This is a genomic window from Pseudomonas sp. GW821-FHT09E12, assembly GCF_059416085.1.
The window spans coordinates 1-19220 of record NZ_JBWKOM010000012.1 but is presented as its reverse complement, the minus strand read 5'-3'; the positions used below and the strand labels follow the sequence as shown (position 1 = coordinate 19220).

The window sequence follows — 19220 nt, the reverse complement described above, 5'->3', positions numbered from 1 at the left end:
TGAGCCCTCGTCGCCTGAATCACGGTCAGCAGAGGGGGATAGCTCTCATGAAGGGTGCAATCGACGCATGGGCACAACCGGCCAACGGCCGGGCGCGGCTGTTGCTGCCGGAGGTGGCGCGGCTGTTCGAGAAGTCAGGTTCCGCGCATTTGCTGGACCAGCCGCTGAGCATCGAGCAGACCGTCGAGCTGATGGACCAGGCCGGGGTCGAGAAGCTGATGCTGGCGGCCTGGTGCCGGCCGGAGCGCTGGGTGTTCAGCAACGATGAAATCGCCGCCTATACCCGGGCTTATCCCGAGCGTTTTGTTGGTGTGGCCACGGTGGACCTGAGCCGGCCGATGGCGGCGCTGGCCGAGCTGGAGCGGGCGGTGGACGAGCTGGGCTGCAAGGCCCTGCGCATCGTGCCCTGGCTGTGGAAACTGCCGCCCAACCACCGCCTGTACTACCCGCTGTACGCCAAGTGCGTGGAGCTGGGCATTCCCTTCTGCACCCAGGTCGGCCACACCGGCCCGCTGATGCCTTCGGAAACCGGGCGGCCGGTGCCTTATCTGGACGAGGTGGCGCTGGACTTCCCGGAACTGCGAATCGTCGCCGGGCACATCGGCCACCCCTGGACCGACGAGATGATCGGCCTGGCCTGGAAGCACGACAATATCTACATCGACACCTCGGCCTACCTGCCGGCCTATTACCCGCCGCAGCTGCTGCATTTCATGCGCACCTACGGGCAGGACAAGGTGTTGTTCGGCAGTAATTTCCCGCAGTTGCCGTTCGCCAAATGCATGCAGCAGGTCCAGGCCCTGGAGCTGCCGGAGCCGGTGCGGGACAAGTTCCTGCAGGGCAATGCGCGGCGGGTATTCGGCTTGTAGCGCAGCGCCTCAGGCGTGGTCCTGGTAGCGGCGCCGGCTGAAAAACAGCGAGCTGCCCATGGCCACCAGCGCCACGGCAATCAGCCCGGCATCGATCTCGCCCAGCATGGGCGGCAGGAACAGAATCCACAGCAGCCCGGCGAGGCCCAGGGCCAGGCCTGTCCACTTCCTCAGCGGGTAAGGCTTCATCCAGTAGTACAGCGGCGTCAGCAGCAGGTAGACCAGCACAAAGGGAATGTACTGCTTCATGAGTCTTGCTCGCCGCGGCCGAAGATTCCTGGGCTGGCGGCCATGGGCCGCTCTCTGTAGCCGGGACACGTCATGTTGCACTTCCTTGTCGATGGCATGAGGCGCGCCAGTGTCCACGGCGAGCGGCTTTTGTGCAAACGCGCGGTGTCATGCCAACCGCGCCAGGCAGCCCTCGAGAATATCCAGCCCTTCTTCCAGCACCTGCGGCTCAATGGTCAGTGGCGCCAGCAGGCGGATGATGTGCCGCGACTTGCCGCTGGGCATCAACAGTAGGCCGGCGTCCCGCGCCGCGCTGAGCAGTGCGCTCAGTTGCTCCGGGGCCGGTGAGCCGTCGGCCCTGACCAGCTCGATGCCGCGCATGGCGCCGACCCCGGTCAGGCGCCCTAGATAAGGTGTCAGGCGCTCGGCCCGCCAGCGTTGGTAGCGGCTGACGATGGCCTGTTCCTGGCGCTCGCCCCAGGTTTGCAGATTGAGGTCGCTCATCTCGTCCAGGGTCGCCAGGGCCGCTGCGCAGGCGATGGGGTTGCCGGAATAGGTGCCGCCCAGGCCGCCCTTGGGCAGGTTGTCCAGCAGCGCCTTGCGCCCGAGCACCGCGCCCAGGGGCACACCGCCGCCGATGCTTTTGCCCAGCAGGACCAGGTCCGGTTCGATCCCCAGCCGCGAGAAGGCGAAGCGCTGGCCGGTACGGCCGAAACCGGACTGGATTTCATCGGCGATCAGCAGGATGCCCTGTTCATCGCAGAAGCGTCGCAAGGCACGGGCGAACTCGACGTCCAGGGCCAGGAAACCGGCCTCGCCCTGCACCGGCTCGACAATGAAGCAGGCCACTTCGGCGACATCGATCTCCACGCTGAACAGCCGGTCCATGGCCTTCAGCGCCTCCTCGCAGGTCACGCCGTTGTCCGCGCTCGGGTAGGGCAGGTGGTACACCGGGCCGGGCAGCACGCCAATCTTCTGCTTGTAGGGCGCGACCTTGCCGTTGAGGTTGAGGGTGGCCAGGGTGCGGCCATGGAAGCCGCCGTCGAAGGCGACCACCGCCGTACGCCCGGTGGCGCCCCGGACGATCTTCAAGGCATTCTCCGCCGCCTCCGCGCCGCTGTTGGTGAGCATGCCGCTGACCGGGTAACTCAAGGGCACGAAGCGCGCCAGCCGTTCCATGAACTCCACATAGGGCCCGTGGGGCGCCGCGTTGAACGCGTAGTGGGTCAGCCGGGTGGCCTGCTGCTGGATCGCCGCCACCACCCGCGGATGACAATGCCCCAGGTTGAGCACGCCGATCCCGCCGACGAAATCGATGTAGCGCTTGCCATTCTCGTCCCACACCTCGGCATTCTTGCCGTGGCTCAGACGGATGGGGTGAACGATGGAAATCGACTGGCTGATGCTTTCGCTGCTCATGGGCTAAGGGCTCTGTCTGCCTGGAACATGCGGGCTATCTAAGCCAAGAGCGGGGTGGGGCCGCAAACGAAATAAAGTGCGGGGGTCAGTATGAAAATTCCGGATGTTGGGGTGGGGGCGGGATCAGCCGTTAAGCAGCGCGGCGTTCCTGGCCCTGGCCCGGCGCTGACGCAGCAGGGCGACCAGCACCACCAGCACCACGACACCGAGGACAATCGGCAGGCGATAAGGCTTCAAATCACCGAACAGATGCTCCAGCGCATCGCCGGCCCAGTAGCCGCCGCAGACGAACAGCGTGGCCCAGAGCAGCGCGCCGAGCATATTCAGCAGGGTGAAACGCAGCGGCGACAGACCGCTGGCGCCGATCACCACCGGGCCGACCCAGCGCATGCCATACATGAAACGCACCGCCAGCACCGAGGTCGAGGGGTAACGCCGGATCAGCCCGGTCACCCGCTCGATGGCGGCCTGCTGGCCCTTCAGGCGCGGCAACAAACGCCCGCCGAAATGCCGCCCGCTCCAGAACAGCAACTGGTCGCCGAACATCCCGCTGACCGTCGCCACGGCAATCACCACCCACAGGTCCAGCACTTGCTGATGCGCCGCCATGCCGCCCAGGATCAGCACGGTTTCGCCTTCGAGCAGGCAGCCGAGGACGATCACCCAGTAACCGTAGGTCGCGAGCAGGGCGTGCAGGTCGAGGTGTTCGAACATGGGAATCCGGGAGCCTTTGAAGAGCTAATGGGGTGGTGCGATCAACCGGCTGAACCATAGCGTGTCCGAGCGAATCCGTTGTTGCGAATCGCTCGGCGGGGTTTAGTCTTCCTCCGGCGCCAGCATCCGGGTTTTCGGCGCGCCATTGGCGTTGTGCTGGTAGATCTCCCGGGGCTGGCCGTTGTCGTTGAAGAATACCTGGCCAATGCCCGCCGAGTTCCACAGTCGTTCGCCGGCCTCGCGATGTTCGGGGCTGTAGGGCACCACTCGCATCAGCCGGCGGCGGGTGAACCAGTTCAACGGCGAGCGCGGCGAATACAGCCAGCGATTGAGGCGGTCGAACCATTCCAGCAGGGTTGGCGGAAACTCGTTCTTGATGCCGCTGCTGGTGATCTGCCAGATCTTCGGCCCGCCCTTGCGGTGGCGGATCAGCACTTCGTAGACGAAGGAATAATGCACGTCGCCGGAGAGGATCACGTAGTTACCCGGGGTGCGCGAGTGGCGAAAGATATTCAGGATCACCTGGGCCGCGCCGCGGTGGGCCATCCAGTTTTCCGCGTCCACCAGCAGTGGGTGACCGCACCAGCTGAAGACCTTCTGCACCGTCTCGATCAGCTTGACGCCGAACACCGGCGCCGGGGACACGATGATCGCCGACGGGTGATCCAGCAGTTCATGTTGCAGCTCGCTCAGGGCTTCCCAGTCGAGCAGGCCCGAGGGCTGCGCCAGGTTGAACTCGCTGCGCCAGCGCCGGGTGCGGGTGTCCAGCACCACTAGCGCCGGGGTGGTGGGCAGCGTGTATTGCCATTGCTGGAAACGCAGCAATTCGTCGATCAGGGTGTCCTGGGTGCTGCTGTCCAGGTAGCGCGCATCGCCCTGGGCCTCGGCGCTCAGGGCGCGGGTGTGTTGCAGCGGTGTGGCGAAGGCATCCGGATTGTTGCCCCAGCCCTGGCACAGCATGTAGGCGATCAGCGCATTGCCGATGATGCGTTTGGAAAACGGATGGCCGTAGGCGGTTTCTTCCCACTGGGCGCTGAGGTTCCAGTCGTCGGTGATGTCGTGGTCGTCGAAGATCATCAGGCTCGGCAGGTGGGCGAACACCCGCGCCACGCCGTCCAGGCCCTTGGCGAAAGCCTCGATCCGCAGTTGTTCGCGCTGGTAGCGCTGCTGCTCCTTGGCATCCAGCTGCGGCGGTCGTGGATCGATCAGGCGCCAGGGCAGCGGCGACCAGACCAGCAGGTACATGGCCATGACTTCGGCAAAGGTCACCAAATGGTTGTCGGCGCTGCTGCTGGTGAAGATCGGCTTCTTCACCCCGCCGAAGAAACGCTCGCGCAGGGTCTCATTGCTTTTCAGCGCCGGCAGCAATTCGGCGCGTTTGTAATAACTGGCGCGATGCCGGTAAAGCGCGGCGCTGTCGCTCACCACCGCGCCTTCCAGATGCTCGCCGAACAAACCCAGGCGCTCGATCAGCGCATGAATCGCCCTCAGCATCGGTCCGGCCACATCGTCGGCGTACACCTGGTCGCCGGTCATCAGCAGCAGGGCAGGGCGTTGCTGCGGATCGGCTGTTTCTTCCAGCAGGCGATCGACGCAAAGCAAACCCTCGTCCGCCGAATGATGGGGCTTGCGGCAGGAGCCGTGGACCAACTGCTGGATGCGGCTGTGCAGCACAAAATCCGGCTGCTGCTTTTGCCCATACAGCAGATGCGGCGCCCACTCGGCGATCCCCGAACTGGAGCCGTCGGCGTTGGCGATCAGCAGGTCATAGTCGATGCGCACATCGCAAGGCAGGGGATTGTCCAGCGGCAGATCGATCAGGTGGATAAACGCGTGCTGGCCTACCGGGATTACCTGGCACTGCTCGGCGCTGAGCGGGTAGTCGCGGATTTGCGCCTCGCTGCCGGCCTGCAAACGCAATGTCAGCTCCAGCGCACGCGAGCCCACCAGCCATAGCACCAGCCGCGTGGGTTCCAGGCGGCGCAGCAGAGGGCCGGCGAGGACGCAGGGCAAGGCGATGCTGGAAGCGGTCGATGGCGACGGTTGAGACATGCAGGTTCGAGGCTCTTGCGGCAAACGGAGGCGGGGATAGTACCGCAGCCAGTGTCGAAGAGTTGTCAGCGAGTGCTTGGGTTGCTTGGGGGGAGTCGCGCAGAGGGGGGTAAGAACTGCGCGGTGCTCGTAGGGGGTTACGGGGTCTCGGGTTTATTGATTCCCCGAAGGAGTTCGGCAACGGGTAATTGCAAGGTGTTGGAGTAGTAGGCTTTGTAGCCATAGGCGGTGATGACGGCTTTGCAGGGGATACTTTGTTTGTTGGCTAAAAGCTCATTCAGTTTGCTTTGGGAAAGAAAAGTATTGGATTGTCCATTGTTGGGTGTTTCGTAAAGTGGTAGTCGAGTCGTGAAGTTAGATGCTGATGTTGAAGTTTGAATAGCATCCTCTTTAATCAAGCCGGCGGCATAGTACATGGGGGTATGACCAACGGATAGGTCTTGGTCATCACCTAAGGCACAGATGAAAAACGCTGCAGCTATCCCGTCTCTTACACCCTCACCGTAGAGATTTAGTAGTTTTACGTTCGAGTTGTAATGGATGGTGTACAGCGGAAGATAATCTTTTCGTTCGATAGAGAGGAAAGTCAGATCGGCGATTACTTTTCCATGATCTTTGGCGCAGGATGAGCAAATAGCGATTAATAGCAGGAGCAGTATTTTTTTCATTTGCTGAACTCCTTTGTAATGGACTCGAAAATCAGGTCGCAAGCGGACTTTCGACCTGCAATGGCCCCTGTGAACATGCCGAGTGCATTAGCATGGTTTGTATTCATGCTTACATTGAGGTCAGGCCCGCTGCTTATTAACCATTTTTCCCCAAAGTTAGCGACGCCATCCGATCTATCGGGATTGGAGGGTGTGGCTTTGATGTTTATCCACTGCTCGGCGACGGGAGTTGGTACTGATCCGTAAATATCTGATCCGAGCCATACCAGTGCACCCTCGCCTACAGGGTCGAGAGTGACCAGAATTTTGATGGTGTAGCCCCAATTGGCCATGATGCTGGTCAGGTGCCCGCTATTCCAATCACCCAGGCTGTGGCCGATTATATAGATAGGGCAAGACTTATACGGAATGATATTCAGCACATTTTTTTGAATATCTTTTTTTCCTCTGATTTCGTTGTACCCCAGCCACTCAGACCGGTACTTGCCTTGTAACTGGAGTTGTACCGCCCGGTCATCTAGAGGTCTCTTTGCCTCATTGATGTTGGCGTAGGGACCAGAGAAATAATAGCTTTCCTTATCCCCTGCACCCCCGACAAAAAACACAATGGCCTTGGTGCTCTCGATAGGAATGACTTTGTCACTCTTGTCTTTTTTATCTGTAAGCGTGTGCTCGGCTTTCAACTTGACGGGTTTACCGTTTGCCGAGGTAATGGTGTTGGCTTCCATGCGTCACTCTTCCAAAAACAACTTGATGCTTTCTGCAACATGCGAGCTGATTTCATGGGTGAAACCAGCGGCGTCCGAAACCCCATGCTCAAGGCGCCCATCGGCCCGTTAGATCACGTAAGCATGATTGGGCATCGGTTCGCCCGTTACATCGTTCACCAGCTTCAAACGGTCAGTGAAGTTAACCGGCATGGGCAGGAGCCCGGAGAAGGGGGGCGTTGACCACCGTGTCGCCAATGATGACGGTGCCGGAGCCCCCGACGATGATGTTGCCGTGCCCGCCGGTGCTGTCCAGCGTGGCGGCGTTCAAGCCATTGATGAAAACAGTGCTGGAAACCGCCCCGGTTATCGGGCTGCCACAAGCTGATTGGTCACTCTTTCGAGCGGCGGCCAGGCCGTCGAAAGTGACATTGGGCGAACCCGTGACGATAGGGTTGGTGCCGTGGCCGGGAAGCGGGCAGGCGGTTGGGTCGCTGACGCGGGCAGCGGGTTTGCCACTCATGATCGGTCCTTGAAGTGTTGCGAGTCATCCCTTTGGGGCGCGCATGATGCAGTAGCCGAGCAGGTTCTTCAAACCTGAACGGAAAGCTATTTTGTATAAGAGTGAGCCTGACGCGGCTGATCTGAATCGAGTGGAGTTACACCGGTACTTGAGCGTCATTCAGCTCAACCTTCAGTGCTTGGTTGTCCTGAGATTTATCAGCGAATCTCCCTTGAACGTCTTCCGGTAGTCGGTGGTGGACGGCGCGATGGCAAAATAGTAGCTTCGATCCCCAGCGCCTCTGCTTACGGCCCCCAAAAAATGCCGTGGTCCGGCTCTTCATGCTCATTAAGGAAGACGTTCTACCCTAGCTGCCACCTATCAAGGATGAACCATGGCCACCAAGTCCACGCACTCGAACCAGCAAAAACACCTCGCCGTGCTTATCGACGCCGACAACGCCCAGGCGTCGATTGTCGAGGCGTTGTTCGAGGAAATCGCCAAGTACGGCATCGCCAGTGTGAAGCGCATGTACGGCGACTGGACCGGGCCGCAGTTGGGCGGTTGGAAGAAGCTGATGCTGGAGCATTCGATCCAGCCCATCCAGCAGTTCTCCTACACCAAGGGTAAGAACTCCACTGACAGTTCGTTGATCATCGACGCCATGGACCTGCTTTACACCCGGCGTTTCGACGGCTTCTGCCTGGTGTCCAGCGACAGCGACTTCACGCGTCTGGCCGGGCGTTTGCGCGAGGAAGGCATGACGGTATATGGCTTCGGCGAAGAGAAAACGCCCAAGCCCTTTGTCGTGGCCTGTGACAAGTTTATCTACACCGAAATTCTCCGGCCCCAGGATGTCACTGAGACCGCCGCCCAGGGCGATAAGGCCCAGGTCACCCCCGGTCCCATCGAGGAGACGGGCAAACAACCAGCCGCTTCATCTTCCAGCAGTCCGGCAAAAGTACCGGTGGAGTTCATCGCCAAGATCCTCGATGACATCGCCGAAGAGGACGGCTGGGCACCCTTGGCCATGTTGGGCACCACCATCAGTAAGGTGCGTCCCGCCTTCGACTCCCGGCTGTACGGCCACACCAAACTCAGTGGCCTGATCCGTAGCCAGAGCAAATGGTTTGACCTGGACACCCGTGGCGGCTCGCCCACCGGCGGGGCGGTGTTGTACGTGCGCAACAAAAATAGAGCCCCCGACCAGCAGGCTCGCTGAGTTGGTCGGCCACGACCGATTCGATTGACCTTCCCAGGAGTGATCCATGCGTAACCTTTGTGCCAGCTTGTTGATCGGCGCGACCGTTCTGTTGTCAGGCTGCAACACCACACCCTATGACAGGGCCACCATCTATTACGATCGCACGCAGTTCACGACTCAAGTCAGCAAAGACTTCCCGGACATCAAGGGACCGATCCTGCAACACGGTCGCTGCTCGCTACTGATCTCCACTCCGGGCTCTACCACCGGTACCTACCACTTCTGCACCTTCGCCTTGACTCAGGACGAACTCTACGTCCAAGACTGGGACGCCACGGCGCTGAAATACAAGGAAATCCTGCGGGTCGACTTGTCGACCCTGAGCAAGGTCGCTTTGGATTCGTACTTCCGGACCAACCAGGTGCAACTGATCGAACAACGCCGTCAGAGCGCACTGAGTGTGATGATCGATGATGGTGGCTATCACGACACGGCGGCGACGGAGCGCATGTACGAGACCATCAAGAAGCGCGGAGTGACTGTGGTGAAGAGCGAAGGAATGATGATGCCGCCGGCCCCTCCGACACCGGTGGTAATTCCGATTGTTATTCCGCGATAAGTTTATCTATTAAAGTGCATGAAAAGTTATAGGGTGTTGGTTGTGCTAGGTAGTGTGTTTTTTTGAATGTTATTCATTGGTTTTAGATAGGGGCAGTTTGTAGGGAATGCTGGCTGCTATATGAGAGAGAAGGCAGGATGCAAAAAAAGGCCCTTAAAGGGCCTTTTTGTATTCAGGTGAAGCGCTCAATTAATTTCATTGCACTAACCGATAACAGCTGCTTCCCCCAAGTCCCCATACAATATAATGCGACATGATGAGTCTTCTTTTAAATGGCTGAGGGAAAGTGCCTATCTCGTTGGCGTCCAGTATGCCTTTTTTAACGTAGGAAGTAGGTCGGGCTAAGAAGCCTGCCACCATACCGACCATTACAAGCCTTCCCCAAGGGGCCATGTGAAGATAGAGCCTGCTCCCGGTTATTGCCTTGCAGTTTTTAACGTGGCCAAGTATTTCCTCCATACGGGTGTACCCCCAATAGAGATAGATACCAGCCATGCTGAATATTCCAAGAAAAGTCAGGGCGCATAAAACAACAAAAAATCATGTGGGGAGCTAATCAGGTTTGTTTTACCTTCTTGTGGGTGGGGTTTTAAGCTTTCTCGCTCTTGGTTTGTCTATTGCCAATTCTAATGCCTGTGCAACTTTAACTTTTGTGTTGACTTTGAATCTGTGTGTCGTTTGTTTTTGTTATCTAATTAGTCTCATTGCTATATATTCGATGAAGAAGCTTGTCAGCAGTCCCCCCAGAATATAGTGTGAGGCGATCAGCTTTTTTTTGAGCGGCTCAGGGAAGTTGTTTACCTCGTCAGCATCTAGTAGACCCCTTTTAATAAAATAACCGGAATATGTCAAAAACCCTGCTATCCCTCCGATTAACGCCATTTTTCCCCAGGTTCCAAAATATAGAAAAGCCCTTTGCTGATTTACTATTTTGCTGTTTTTGAAGTATGCAAGCGCTTCATTTAGATGAGTGCGAATCCAATAGAGGTGCACACCGATCATAATGAAGGCCCCGAGGAAAGTTATACAACCAAAAGAGACCAGCACAATTTCGGCAGTCGTTACGTTACTCATTTCCCGACCTCATAAATAACCTTCCCTGAATACTCTCCGAAGCGCTCACCCGCCTTACCGGCTACATAAACACCCCCACCGACCAATACCAGGCCACATATGACGCCACCAACACCTCCTGTGGAGGCTGCAACTGCCGCACAGACAGTCGCCGCACCGGAATGTATAACGGGGGTAGCGATTGATCCGATAGCTACCCCGCCAATAAAGCTTCCGGCCTCAGTGAACTTCACCTTCTCGCACGCCTGCTTGCTTCCCGCCAAACAAACATCCTGCACCTTTACATAAGAGGCCCCACCGCCTAGAGCAACCCCAATCCAACCGCCCCACTGAAGCACCTTGGATGCTCTGGATACGCCCTCAATATGTGTAGCGTACCCCGGTATTTGCCCCACTGCGCCCGCTTGGGGCCAGCGATGCACCAAGCTTTGGCTGGAAATCCCCAAGGCGCTTTTAAGACTCGGATGATCTGGGAAGGCAATGCTCATTTTCGTGATGGACGTCAGCTTGGCGTCCAGTTTTGCAAACAGCTTTCTCCTTTCACTAAAGAACTCGACGCTGCGCAGATGCCCATCCCGCAGGAAGAAGTTTTGGTGGAGTGCTTCGATGTCCTGCAAGGTCCCTTTCAAGCCGTTTATATGATTGCCCGCTGCTGCCGCAGTAACGTTTAAAGCAGTCGAACCATAGGACAGTATCGACTCAACCTGGGCCCGATACTTGAGCATAAAAACCGCTTCCTCATCGCTCAGGGATGCCAAGGCCGCGCTGACCTTTTCCGCCGCTTCCATCAACAGCGCTTCTTCGCGAGTGCATTGGTAGTTGTCAGGATGACTGAGCACGACCAGTTGCCCAGGTTTAGCATCGTTTGAGAGTTGAGGATTGAGCCGACGGAATTTCTCCAGCACCGCCTTATCGGCTTGACCGAACAGCACCGTCTCCAGTGCCGCTCGGCTCATAGGCGTTTGCACGATATGAAAACCCGGCTCTACCAGATGCTGCGTGTCCTGCACGGACAACGGCGGTGAAACGATATCGCCGTGAGCAACGCTCAGGCCGCGCACCTGATCCCGCGGCACCGCATTGGCAAACTCGTTTTGCGGGTAGCCCTTATGAATGGCGTCGGCCCAGCGCTGGGTATTGATCACCGCCGGCCCGACGCAATCGCTGTCGAGCGGGATGGTCGGTTGATTCCCGGAGCAGACCGTCCACTGAGTGGCTACCAGTCGGTTGGCCCCGGTCGGGCAGCCACATTGCACCAGGCTGCCCTCCACCGCCGTGGCTTGCTGGTCATCCACCCAGGTGTGATGGCCCTCGGCGATAAAACCTACTGTCTGGCATACCGGGCACCAGACCGGGTCGGCAATGCGGGCCACTCGTTGATTCACGACAAAGGTGGTGCCCGAGCCGGCGATGACCTTGCCGCCGGTTGTGGTGGGGTCGCCTTCCCTGATGACAAAATCCATGGCGTACGTTCCTGGTGAGGGATGGGCCCTCGAACGTAACGACGAATATCAGGCTGCTGAATCAGGCGATCCTGAAATGCCTATCTCCTCGGCTGGCCTCAGCCCCGCCGACTCATAACGACGCAAGATCGCTGTCCACCCCTCGCACCAACACCTGCGGTTCCCCCTGCTTGATCACCCACCGTATCAACTCGCTCACGCTGATACGGTGCTGGCGTTCGACCCATTCCAGGCCTTCGGGGCTGTAGTGCTCGCTGTAGCGGCTGAGGGTCAGGTGCTGCTGGTCGTCTGACAGGCGTAGGCTGACTTCGCGGCATTGCAAGGAGGCGTCGCCGTGTTTGGCCACGCGTTGCAGCAGGACCAGGGCGTCGGTTTCAGAAGTCATCATGAGTCGCTCCTTCACAGCGGTTTTTCGCGGGGCTGGTAGCGCCTTGCTTGCCTTCCTGCACGAAGGCGGCGCGGTGTTCGGCGTTCACGTCGCGCAGGGCGCTGTAGTAGTCGGGCATCGTTTTCAGGCTGTCGGTCAGCGGCAGCAGGGCGGCGCGACCGTCCACTACGCCGCCGACCATGGCGACGGTGCCCAGGGTCTGCACGGTGTCGCTGTTGTCGCCGAAGGGGGAGACCACGAAGTTGAGGATCTTGCCCACGGAGTCGCGGCTGTTGTCGGTGCCCAGCAGCGGCAGTTCGACGATGGGACCGTTGCCGATGCCCCACACGCCGAAGGTCTGGCCGAAATCGGCGGTATGGCGTGGGATGCCGAGCGGGTCCGAGACGTTGAACAGGCCGAGCACGCCGACCGTGGTGTTGACCGCAAAGCGCCCCAGGCTGTTGACCGAGCGCTGTGGGTTGCCCTGCAACAGGTCGTTGATGAAGACCTTGGGCTCGCCGAAGTTGCTCGCGAAGTTGTGCACACCCTGTTGCATGAAGTCGGGCAGGTGGCGGTAACCGCGGGCGACCGGTGCCAGTGCGTAGTCGTCGACGGCTTTGTTGAAGGCGAACACGCCACGGTTGACTGGCTCGGCGGGGTCATAGATCGGATAGTCGACCTTCGCGCAGTCGGTTTGAGTGGTGGGGCCCGGGCTGGTACAGCCCGCCAGGTAGGACAGGGACAGCAGCAGGGCGGTATGACGAGGCAGGCGGACGGAACACAGGAATGAGCGCATGGGCGGCGGACTTTGGGAACAGGGAGGCCGATGCTGGCATGGGCGTTTTGCTTAAAGATGTCTGCTTTATTGCGTGGTTGTCGGTTTGTTACCGCGCTGAAATATATGACGGGCCGCGTCCAATGGTTTTGAATGACAGCTCATTCCGAGCTTGAGTGATACACACTGGTGAGCAGTCTGTTGATCGTGGACGACGACCTTGAGGTCCTCGCGCTGCTGAAGAAATTTTTTGTGCAACACGGCTACTCGGTGGAAGTCGCCACCGAGGGCGCTTCGCTGTGGGCGGCGCTGGAGCGGCAGGTGCCGGACCTGATCATTCTCGACCTGATGCTGCCGGGGGAAAACGGCCTGACCCTGTGCCAGCGCCTGCGCCAGCAGCACGCCGTGCCGGTGATCATGCTGACCGCCATGGGCGAATTGAGCGACCGCGTGGTGGGGTTGGAAATGGGCGCCGACGATTACCTGAGCAAGCCCTTCGATGCCCGCGAGTTGCTGGCCCGGGTGCGCGCGGTGCTGCGCCGGGCCGGGGAGAGTCGACCGGTGACCGGGGAGGTGCCGCGCCCTTTGATCCGGTTCGCCGACTGGCAACTGGACCTGACCCGCCGCGAACTGCGCTCGCCGGACCAGGTGATGATCCCGCTGTCGGCGGGGGAGTTCGACCTGCTGCTGGTGTTCGTCGAGCATCCGCAACGCATCCTCACCCGCGAGCAGTTGCTCGACCTGGCGCGCGGGCAGGCCCATGACGCCTTCGACCGCAGCATCGATGTGCAGGTCAGTCGCCTGCGGCGCAAGCTGGAGTTCGACACCAAGCGCCCGGCGATGATTCGCACGGTGCGCAATGGCGGCTATCTGTTCACCCCCAGCGTGACCCGCCAATGAGAGCAAGACACAGACCGGGCGGCCCGCGCGACACCATCGCCCGCTGGATCGCCCTGACCACCCTGATGGCGATGCTCACCGCGTTGGCCTTCAATGCGCTGTTCGTGCAGTTGGCCGGGGTCTGGGCCAAGCCGCCGTTGAGCGAATCCGGCCTGGTGGAAAAGATCGCGTCCATCAGCAATCTGATCGACGCCTCGCAACCGCTGCAACGCGCGCGCTTGGCCGAGTCGGTCAGCGACCACGGCCTGAGTGTGACCTGGCACCCCACGCGACGGGATATCGAGGTACCGGTAGTCGATGAGCCGGAGTACCGCGAGGATTCGACGAAACTCAAACAGCTGCTCAGGCCGGGGCCAGGGCACATTGAAACCTATCAGCCCAGCGACTGGCCGGAGCCGGGCGGACCTTATGCGTTGTTGATCCAGATGAGCGACGGCTCCTGGCTGATGTTCTCCTCGGTCTCGCGCAACTGGGGGCTGGATGAGGGGCCGCGTAACCTGATCGTGATCGGGCTGGTGTTGTTGTCCACTGTCCTGGTCGCCTTGATCGCCACCCGCCGCCTGGCCAAGCCCTTGCAGCAGTTCGCCCTGGGCGCGCGGCGCTTTGGCGTGGACTTTCGCGCGCCGCCCATCGAGCCGGTCGGGCCCCACGAGATTCGCCAGGCGATCCTCGCGTTCAACGCCATGCAGGCCCAGTTGCAGCACTTCATCAAGGACCGTACGCAGATGCTCGCGGCGATCTCCCATGACCTGCGTACCCCCCTGACGCGCATGCGCCTGCGCGGCGAGTTCATCGAGGACCCCGAGCAGCAGCGCCGGCTGTTCCATGACGTCGACGAGATGCAGGCGATGATCAACTCGGCCCTGGACTTCTTCCGTGACGACGCGCGGTTGGAGGAGGCGACGTCCTTCGATCTGGCGGAGCTGCTGCAAACCCTGGTCGACGATTACCGCGACCAGTCCATCGACATCGCGTTCAGCGGCCCGCCGCGCCTGGTGTATTTCGGCCGCCCGCTGGGGCTCAAGCGGGTCATGAGCAACCTGCTGGAAAACGCCATCAAATATGGCAGCGAACCGGCGATTGAAGTGGTGGCGGATGCCGAGCAGGTGACGGTCTGTGTGCTGGATCGCGGGCCGGGGATTCCCGTCGAGTGGCAGGAACAGGTGTTCGAGCCGTTCTTCCGCATGGAAAGCTCGCGCAACCGCAATACCGGCGGCGTCGGCCTGGGGCTTTCCGCGGCGCGGGCGATCGTGCTGGAGCATGGCGGCGAACTGCGCTTGCGCAACCGTGACGGTGGCGGGCTGCAGGCCTGTGTGCTGTTGCCGATGACATACCTGTAGGAGCGAGCTCGCTCGCGATAGCGCCCGACCGGACGGCCCGGCCGCTGGCCGCTACGCGGATCGCGAGCAAGCTCGCTCCTACAGGGGACACAAGTTAGGGCGAGGGGGGATTGGGCATGAGGTTGTCCCGGTACACCCGCTCGTCTTCCTCCATCACCCGCGACGCCCGGCCCACCAGCACAGGGTCGGGTTGATGGGCCACGCGCAGGTTCTTGCCCGGATAGTCGAGGGAATGCAGGAAGTGGCGGATGCAGTTGATCCGCGCGCGTTTCTTGTCGTCCGACTTGATCACTGTCCAGGGCGCATCGGCGGTGTCGGTGTGGAAGAACATCGCCTGTTTGGCGGCGGTGTATTCGTCCCACTTGTCCAGCGACTTGATGTCGATGGGCGAGAGCTTCCAGTGCTTGAGCGGGTCGTCGCGGCGCGAAATGAAGCGGCGCAGTTGCTCGTCGCGATTGACCGAGAACCAGTACTTGAACAGCAGGATGCCGCTGTTGCACAGCATGCGTTCCAGTTCGGGCGTCTGGCGCATGAACTCCAGGTATTGCAGGGGCGAGCAGAAATCCATGACCCGCTCGACCCCGGCGCGGTTGTACCAGGAGCGGTCGAAGAACACCATTTCCCCGGCGGTGGGCAGGTGTTGGATGTAGCGTTGGAAATACCACTGGCCCTGTTCCTGCTCGCTGGGTTTTTCCAGGGCGACGATCCGCGCGCCCCGCGGGTTCAGGTGCTCCATGAAGCGCTTGATGGTGCCGCCCTTGCCCGCGGCATCGCGTCCCTCGAACAGCACCACGACGCGCTGCCCGGTTTCCTTGACCCAGCTTTGCACCTTGAGCAGTTCGATCTGTAATTCCTGCTTGGCCTTTTCATATTCGGCGCGGCGCATGCGGCTGCGGTACGGGTAACTGGCCGGCAGCTTGGCGGTGGAGCTGTCTTCATTACTGCCATGGGGCGCGCTGGCTACCTGCAAGGCGACCGGCTGCTGGCTGATGGCGCTGATTTCCGCCTCGGCGTTTTTGGCCGCGGCAGGTTTACTGGCCGCACGAGGCCGGCGCGGGCGTGGGGTGGCGGGCTTGCGTGGGGCGCTTTTGCTGCTGGCCGTGACCGTCGGTTTGGCTGTGGGTGTGGCTTTTTCGGGAAGGGGACGCGCGGTGGATTCTTCGCTCATATCGGGCCTGTCTGATCGCTCCAATGTCTTTCAGACAGTCTATGGCGCACAAGTCAGGGCTTCTTGATGCGTATCAAGGAAGCTTTTGAGCAGGTTTGCATTGGCGCTTTTTAGTCCTCTGTAGGCGCGAGGCTTGCCCGCGAAACAGACGCTGCGCAGTGCCAGTCTCTCCGCGTCATCGTTCATCGCGAGCAAGCTTCGCTCCTACGGAATCCTGGCGCGCAGGGGCTGCGGCACTTTTCTGCAGGCGAAAAAAAAGACCTTGAATCTCAAGGTCTTTTTTAAGTTTGGTGCCCGAGGGAGACTTGAATGTTCCATAAGCCCCGTGGTCTGCAGCGATATCTTGATAGAAGGGATACAGATAGGGATACATAGTTTTGAGTGCTTCTGGACTCCTAAAGATGCGAAATTTGGGATGGCGCCGAAGAAGTATTTGCTCTACAGGTACACTCATTGCTTTCAAGGTTAGCCAGGATGCTCTCGTAATGCCTTACACACTCTCGATTCCAACGACTGACGGCGACGTTTCACTAACCCTCGAAAATGGGACGTCGGCAATTTTGGTGGGCGCTAACGGAGCTGGCAAAAGCAGGCTCGCTGTCTTTCTAGAAGACGCCGGCGGTGAAGAAATTCATAGGATTTCAGCACATCGGGCTTTGGAGCTTAAGCCCGAAGTCGTGAAGATAAAAGAAAGCCAAGCATTAAATGGCCTCAGGTTTGGTCATGCCGCTGATGACATTCATCTCGGCCACAGAAAGGGTTATCGTTGGGGTTCTAAAGCAGCCAGCAAGCTACTGAATGACTTTGACTTCCTCCTTCAATGCTTATTCGCGGAGCAGTCACGCACAGCTCTCACGACGCATCAAAACTCACGCGCAGGAAATAGCCAGCCGGCAATAGCAACTAAATTTGAACAGCTCCAAACGATTTGGGAACATCTATTACCGCATCGCGAGCTTTTATTTAGTGGAGACGATATCCAGGTGCGGGTCCCTGGCAGTGAGAGTTTATACAGTGCAGCAGATTTGAGTGACGGTGAAAGAGCAATTTTTTATCTCATCGGTCAAGTGTTGCTGGCTTCTGATAACTCAGTACTTGTAATTGATGAACCTGAGTTACACATTCACCGGTCGGTTATGAGTAAATTATGGGATCAGTTAGAAAGCGTTCGGCCGGATTGCGCGCTTTTGTTTATAACACATGATCTAGAGTTCGCAGCTTCGAGAGTTGGCTTGAAGTATGTGATTCGTGATTATCGCCCTGCTGGCCCTACATGGGCGATAGACGCGATACCCGCAGATACAGGTTTTTCGGAAGAGATCACAACGTTGCTACTTGGCAGCCGTCGCCCTATTCTATTCGTTGAAGGCGATACCAACAGTCTAGATAAAGCGGTCTACCGATGTGCATATCCTCAATGGACCGTGATGCCCCGAGGTTCGTGTCAAGACGTTATCCATGCGGTCTCAACGTTGAGAACCAATACTGCATTCACGCGAATTCACTGTTCAGGCATTATCGATGCCGACGGGTACGAGCCAGCGGAAATTGAAAACCTTGGGCGCTTAGGGATAGCGGTTTTACCTGTTTCAGAGATAGAGAATCTTTTTTTACTACCTGATGTCAGTCGGGAAATAGCTATTTCGGAACATTTATCACTGGAGGAAGCGGAAGAGCGCCTCTCGTTGTTGAGGAGCGATCTCCTTACATTAGCGGGGCAGCCTGCTGTGATTGAGCAAGTTGTACGCATGTACTGCCTACGACGTATTGACCGCTCTCTCAAGAGAACCGATCTCAGCCAGGAGCCTACGATTGAAGCCATCAGCGTTGCTTATCAGGAGCAGACGAGAAATATCGACGTTCAAGCAATTGCTCAAGAGCGTCGAAATTACGTTGCTGCTGCGATTGATGAGGGTGACCTCGCGAAACTTCTGTCATTAGTGGATAACAAGGGAATGCTAGCTAAGGCCGCAAGCCGATTGAAAAACACTAGCCGAGGTCCGTTCGAGGGATGGCTTACCCGGATGCTTCTCAACGAGCGGGCTCCCGGGCTTGTTCGAGCCTTGCGTCGGGAGCTGCCCGAGATCCCAGAACCACAATAATCCATAGCCTCATGCACTCGAGTTCTATTCATCAAAATGTTGCTCTAGATGCCTAGAGGCTGCTGTGGACCCTGCGCAGCTTTCTTCGGCACAGGGTCGGAAACCCGAAAAGTCATAGAGGTGACAAGGCTCTAGACTTACTGAATTTAAACATTGAAATTGAAAACCCTGAAGGAAAAATATTATTGTGTACTTGGTTTTTCTCGAGAACTCATGACCAGACTTCGATGTGTCCGCTTGATTAAAGAAGACTGGTGGTGTTTGGTTTTTAGGTCGCGAAATTTGATGTTAGATACTTAGGGGAGTTCTAAGTGTTCGTGGACTATGGCAACAATAAACTTTCCGCTGGACTCCTTGGCTGGAGGATGAACGTGAATTCTATTTTGATGTGCCTGTATTTTTGCATGCCACTCGCAATATAGTTCTCTAGCTTCGATGGTTATCTCGCGAGCTCGGCGACAGTTGGCATTACGGTAGACGTTCGGGTTCTCCGGTGATATATCTACGTTAAAACCAATGAAGCGACGCTCAATTATTTGATTAGATGGAGCTTGTGACGGGTCCAACCCCATAGCCTCATTTGGAGCTAAGGCTGGAGGCGGACACATAAAAGCCCACGTGCCGTAGTCATTGAAAACTGCAAAATGCCTCTTAACTTCATTTCGATGTTCGAGATACCCCCCAGATAGCCGATGCAGACCGGTCCAAACATCGGGATGAATATATAAAGAAGGAAACGCATGTGGTGCCAAGCGACGCAATGATTCGTAAGTGTCGCCTTCTACATCAATCGCAGTGCGCCAAAACGCTAAGGTGCTCGTTTCATCAGTTACCCAGTGAACGTTTGCAGCACCAACTCGTGAGCTAGTTGAATAGACCCCTTTACGATTAAAACTTAGACATGCGACGGCTCGCCCAGCTCGAACATTGTGGTGAGCCCATGCGACGTCTGAATTTTCCGCGACATTTGTTTGAATCGCCCCGGATTCTCTAGACACCTTGCAAGCTCATTGCGTAACGCTTTTCAAACTCTGCCGGTGACAGCTGAT

17 protein-coding genes and 1 pseudogene are annotated in these 19220 nt (G+C 58.4%); 6 read left to right on the top strand and 12 right to left on the bottom strand.

What is annotated here, in order from left to right:
* The first annotated feature begins 47 nt into the window (after positions 1-47).
* Positions 48-869, top strand: coding sequence for an amidohydrolase family protein (locus AC07PQ_RS28125; RefSeq protein WP_007929467.1), 822 nt, complete (start codon positions 48-50; stop codon positions 867-869).
* A 9-nt stretch (positions 870-878) separates the two neighbouring features.
* Here the strand turns inward: AC07PQ_RS28125 and AC07PQ_RS28120 are convergent, their stop codons facing one another.
* From AC07PQ_RS28120 to AC07PQ_RS28090, 7 genes and pseudogenes are all read right to left on the bottom strand, one after another.
* On the bottom strand, positions 879-1118 hold the full coding sequence (locus AC07PQ_RS28120; protein WP_007929469.1) for a hypothetical protein: 240 nt from the start codon (positions 1116-1118) through the stop codon (positions 879-881).
* A gap of 147 nt (positions 1119-1265) precedes the next feature.
* Positions 1266-2516, bottom strand: a complete 1251-nt coding sequence (locus AC07PQ_RS28115; protein ID WP_493186770.1) for a 2-aminoadipate transaminase — start codon at positions 2514-2516, stop codon at positions 1266-1268.
* A gap of 123 nt (positions 2517-2639) precedes the next feature.
* A complete protein-coding gene (locus AC07PQ_RS28110) occupies positions 2640-3230 on the bottom strand; it encodes a DedA family protein (protein WP_493186769.1) in 591 nt (196 codons plus the stop codon).
* 102 nt (positions 3231-3332) lie between these two features.
* Positions 3333-5282, bottom strand: coding sequence for an alkaline phosphatase D family protein (locus AC07PQ_RS28105; protein ID WP_493186768.1), 1950 nt, complete (start codon positions 5280-5282; stop codon positions 3333-3335).
* 137 nt (positions 5283-5419) lie between these two features.
* Positions 5420-5950, bottom strand: coding sequence for a hypothetical protein (locus AC07PQ_RS28100; RefSeq protein WP_493186767.1), 531 nt, complete (start codon positions 5948-5950; stop codon positions 5420-5422).
* Complete coding sequence (locus tag AC07PQ_RS28095; RefSeq protein WP_493186766.1) at positions 5947-6678, bottom strand: alpha/beta hydrolase; 732 nt, start codon at positions 6676-6678, stop codon at positions 5947-5949. The genes AC07PQ_RS28100 and AC07PQ_RS28095 overlap by 4 nt, the downstream gene beginning before the upstream one ends.
* A gap of 3 nt (positions 6679-6681) precedes the next feature.
* Positions 6682-7180: pseudogene (locus AC07PQ_RS28090) on the bottom strand (PAAR domain-containing protein).
* A 373-nt stretch (positions 7181-7553) separates the two neighbouring features.
* Between AC07PQ_RS28090 and AC07PQ_RS28085 the strand changes: the two are divergent.
* Positions 7554-8381 carry an NYN domain-containing protein gene (locus tag AC07PQ_RS28085; RefSeq protein ID WP_274335127.1) on the top strand — a complete coding sequence of 276 codons (828 nt, stop codon included), beginning with the start codon at positions 7554-7556 and terminating at the stop codon, positions 8379-8381.
* A gap of 46 nt (positions 8382-8427) precedes the next feature.
* A complete protein-coding gene (locus AC07PQ_RS28080) occupies positions 8428-8982 on the top strand; it encodes a hypothetical protein (protein WP_493186765.1) in 555 nt (184 codons plus the stop codon).
* Between the two features lie 687 nt (positions 8983-9669).
* On the opposite strand, the gene AC07PQ_RS28075 is transcribed toward AC07PQ_RS28080, so the two are convergent.
* The 4 genes from AC07PQ_RS28075 to AC07PQ_RS28060 all read right to left on the bottom strand — a co-directional run bounded on the left by AC07PQ_RS28075 (position 9670) and on the right by AC07PQ_RS28060 (position 12682).
* The gene (locus AC07PQ_RS28075; RefSeq protein ID WP_007929488.1) at positions 9670-10056 is read right to left on the bottom strand and encodes a hypothetical protein; all 387 of its coding nucleotides are present in this window, start codon (positions 10054-10056) and stop codon (positions 9670-9672) included.
* On the bottom strand, positions 10053-11519 hold the full coding sequence (locus AC07PQ_RS28070; protein ID WP_493186764.1) for a PAAR domain-containing protein: 1467 nt from the start codon (positions 11517-11519) through the stop codon (positions 10053-10055). The genes AC07PQ_RS28075 and AC07PQ_RS28070 overlap by 4 nt, the downstream gene beginning before the upstream one ends.
* A gap of 112 nt (positions 11520-11631) precedes the next feature.
* Positions 11632-11907 (bottom strand): hypothetical protein, encoded by a 276-nt coding sequence (locus AC07PQ_RS28065; RefSeq protein WP_007929492.1) that lies wholly within the window; start codon positions 11905-11907, stop codon positions 11632-11634.
* Positions 11894-12682 (bottom strand): MlaA family lipoprotein, encoded by a 789-nt coding sequence (locus AC07PQ_RS28060; protein WP_493186763.1) that lies wholly within the window; start codon positions 12680-12682, stop codon positions 11894-11896. Before AC07PQ_RS28060 ends, AC07PQ_RS28065 begins: the two co-directional genes overlap by 14 nt.
* A 168-nt stretch (positions 12683-12850) precedes the next feature.
* On the opposite strand from AC07PQ_RS28060, the gene AC07PQ_RS28055 reads away from it, so the two are divergent.
* Together AC07PQ_RS28055 and AC07PQ_RS28050 are read left to right on the top strand one after the other, a co-directional pair.
* The gene (locus AC07PQ_RS28055; protein ID WP_009045463.1) at positions 12851-13561 is read left to right on the top strand and encodes a response regulator; all 711 of its coding nucleotides are present in this window, start codon (positions 12851-12853) and stop codon (positions 13559-13561) included.
* Positions 13558-14901, top strand: a complete 1344-nt coding sequence (locus tag AC07PQ_RS28050) for a sensor histidine kinase (RefSeq protein WP_493186762.1) — start codon at positions 13558-13560, stop codon at positions 14899-14901. Before AC07PQ_RS28055 ends, AC07PQ_RS28050 begins: the two co-directional genes overlap by 4 nt.
* A 94-nt stretch (positions 14902-14995) precedes the next feature.
* Here the strand turns inward: AC07PQ_RS28050 and ppk2 are convergent, their stop codons facing one another.
* Positions 14996-16069 carry a polyphosphate kinase 2 gene (ppk2, locus tag AC07PQ_RS28045; RefSeq protein WP_493186761.1) on the bottom strand — a complete coding sequence of 358 codons (1074 nt, stop codon included), beginning with the start codon at positions 16067-16069 and terminating at the stop codon, positions 14996-14998.
* A 485-nt stretch (positions 16070-16554) separates the two neighbouring features.
* Between ppk2 and AC07PQ_RS28040 the strand changes: the two genes are divergently transcribed.
* On the top strand, positions 16555-18171 hold the full coding sequence (locus AC07PQ_RS28040) for an AAA family ATPase (protein ID WP_493186760.1): 1617 nt from the start codon (positions 16555-16557) through the stop codon (positions 18169-18171).
* Positions 18172-19220 lie beyond the last annotated feature (1049 nt).

Coding starts and splice junctions, on each gene's coding strand:
- AC07PQ_RS28125 (WP_007929467.1), top strand. CDS start 48: ATGAAGGGTGCAATCGACGCATGGGCACAACCGGCCAACGGCCGGGCG.
- AC07PQ_RS28120 (WP_007929469.1), bottom strand. CDS start 1,118: ATGAAGCAGTACATTCCCTTTGTGCTGGTCTACCTGCTGCTGACGCCG.
- AC07PQ_RS28115 (WP_493186770.1), bottom strand. CDS start 2,516: ATGAGCAGCGAAAGCATCAGCCAGTCGATTTCCATCGTTCACCCCATC.
- AC07PQ_RS28110 (WP_493186769.1), bottom strand. CDS start 3,230: ATGTTCGAACACCTCGACCTGCACGCCCTGCTCGCGACCTACGGTTAC.
- AC07PQ_RS28105 (WP_493186768.1), bottom strand. CDS start 5,282: ATGTCTCAACCGTCGCCATCGACCGCTTCCAGCATCGCCTTGCCCTGC.
- AC07PQ_RS28100 (WP_493186767.1), bottom strand. CDS start 5,950: ATGAAAAAAATACTGCTCCTGCTATTAATCGCTATTTGCTCATCCTGC.
- AC07PQ_RS28095 (WP_493186766.1), bottom strand. CDS start 6,678: ATGGAAGCCAACACCATTACCTCGGCAAACGGTAAACCCGTCAAGTTG.
- AC07PQ_RS28085 (WP_274335127.1), top strand. CDS start 7,554: ATGGCCACCAAGTCCACGCACTCGAACCAGCAAAAACACCTCGCCGTG.
- AC07PQ_RS28080 (WP_493186765.1), top strand. CDS start 8,428: ATGCGTAACCTTTGTGCCAGCTTGTTGATCGGCGCGACCGTTCTGTTG.
- AC07PQ_RS28075 (WP_007929488.1), bottom strand. CDS start 10,056: ATGAGTAACGTAACGACTGCCGAAATTGTGCTGGTCTCTTTTGGTTGT.
- AC07PQ_RS28070 (WP_493186764.1), bottom strand. CDS start 11,519: ATGGATTTTGTCATCAGGGAAGGCGACCCCACCACAACCGGCGGCAAG.
- AC07PQ_RS28065 (WP_007929492.1), bottom strand. CDS start 11,907: ATGATGACTTCTGAAACCGACGCCCTGGTCCTGCTGCAACGCGTGGCC.
- AC07PQ_RS28060 (WP_493186763.1), bottom strand. CDS start 12,682: ATGCGCTCATTCCTGTGTTCCGTCCGCCTGCCTCGTCATACCGCCCTG.
- AC07PQ_RS28050 (WP_493186762.1), top strand. CDS start 13,558: ATGAGAGCAAGACACAGACCGGGCGGCCCGCGCGACACCATCGCCCGC.
- ppk2 (WP_493186761.1), bottom strand. CDS start 16,069: ATGAGCGAAGAATCCACCGCGCGTCCCCTTCCCGAAAAAGCCACACCC.
- AC07PQ_RS28040 (WP_493186760.1), top strand. CDS start 16,555: ATGCCTTACACACTCTCGATTCCAACGACTGACGGCGACGTTTCACTA.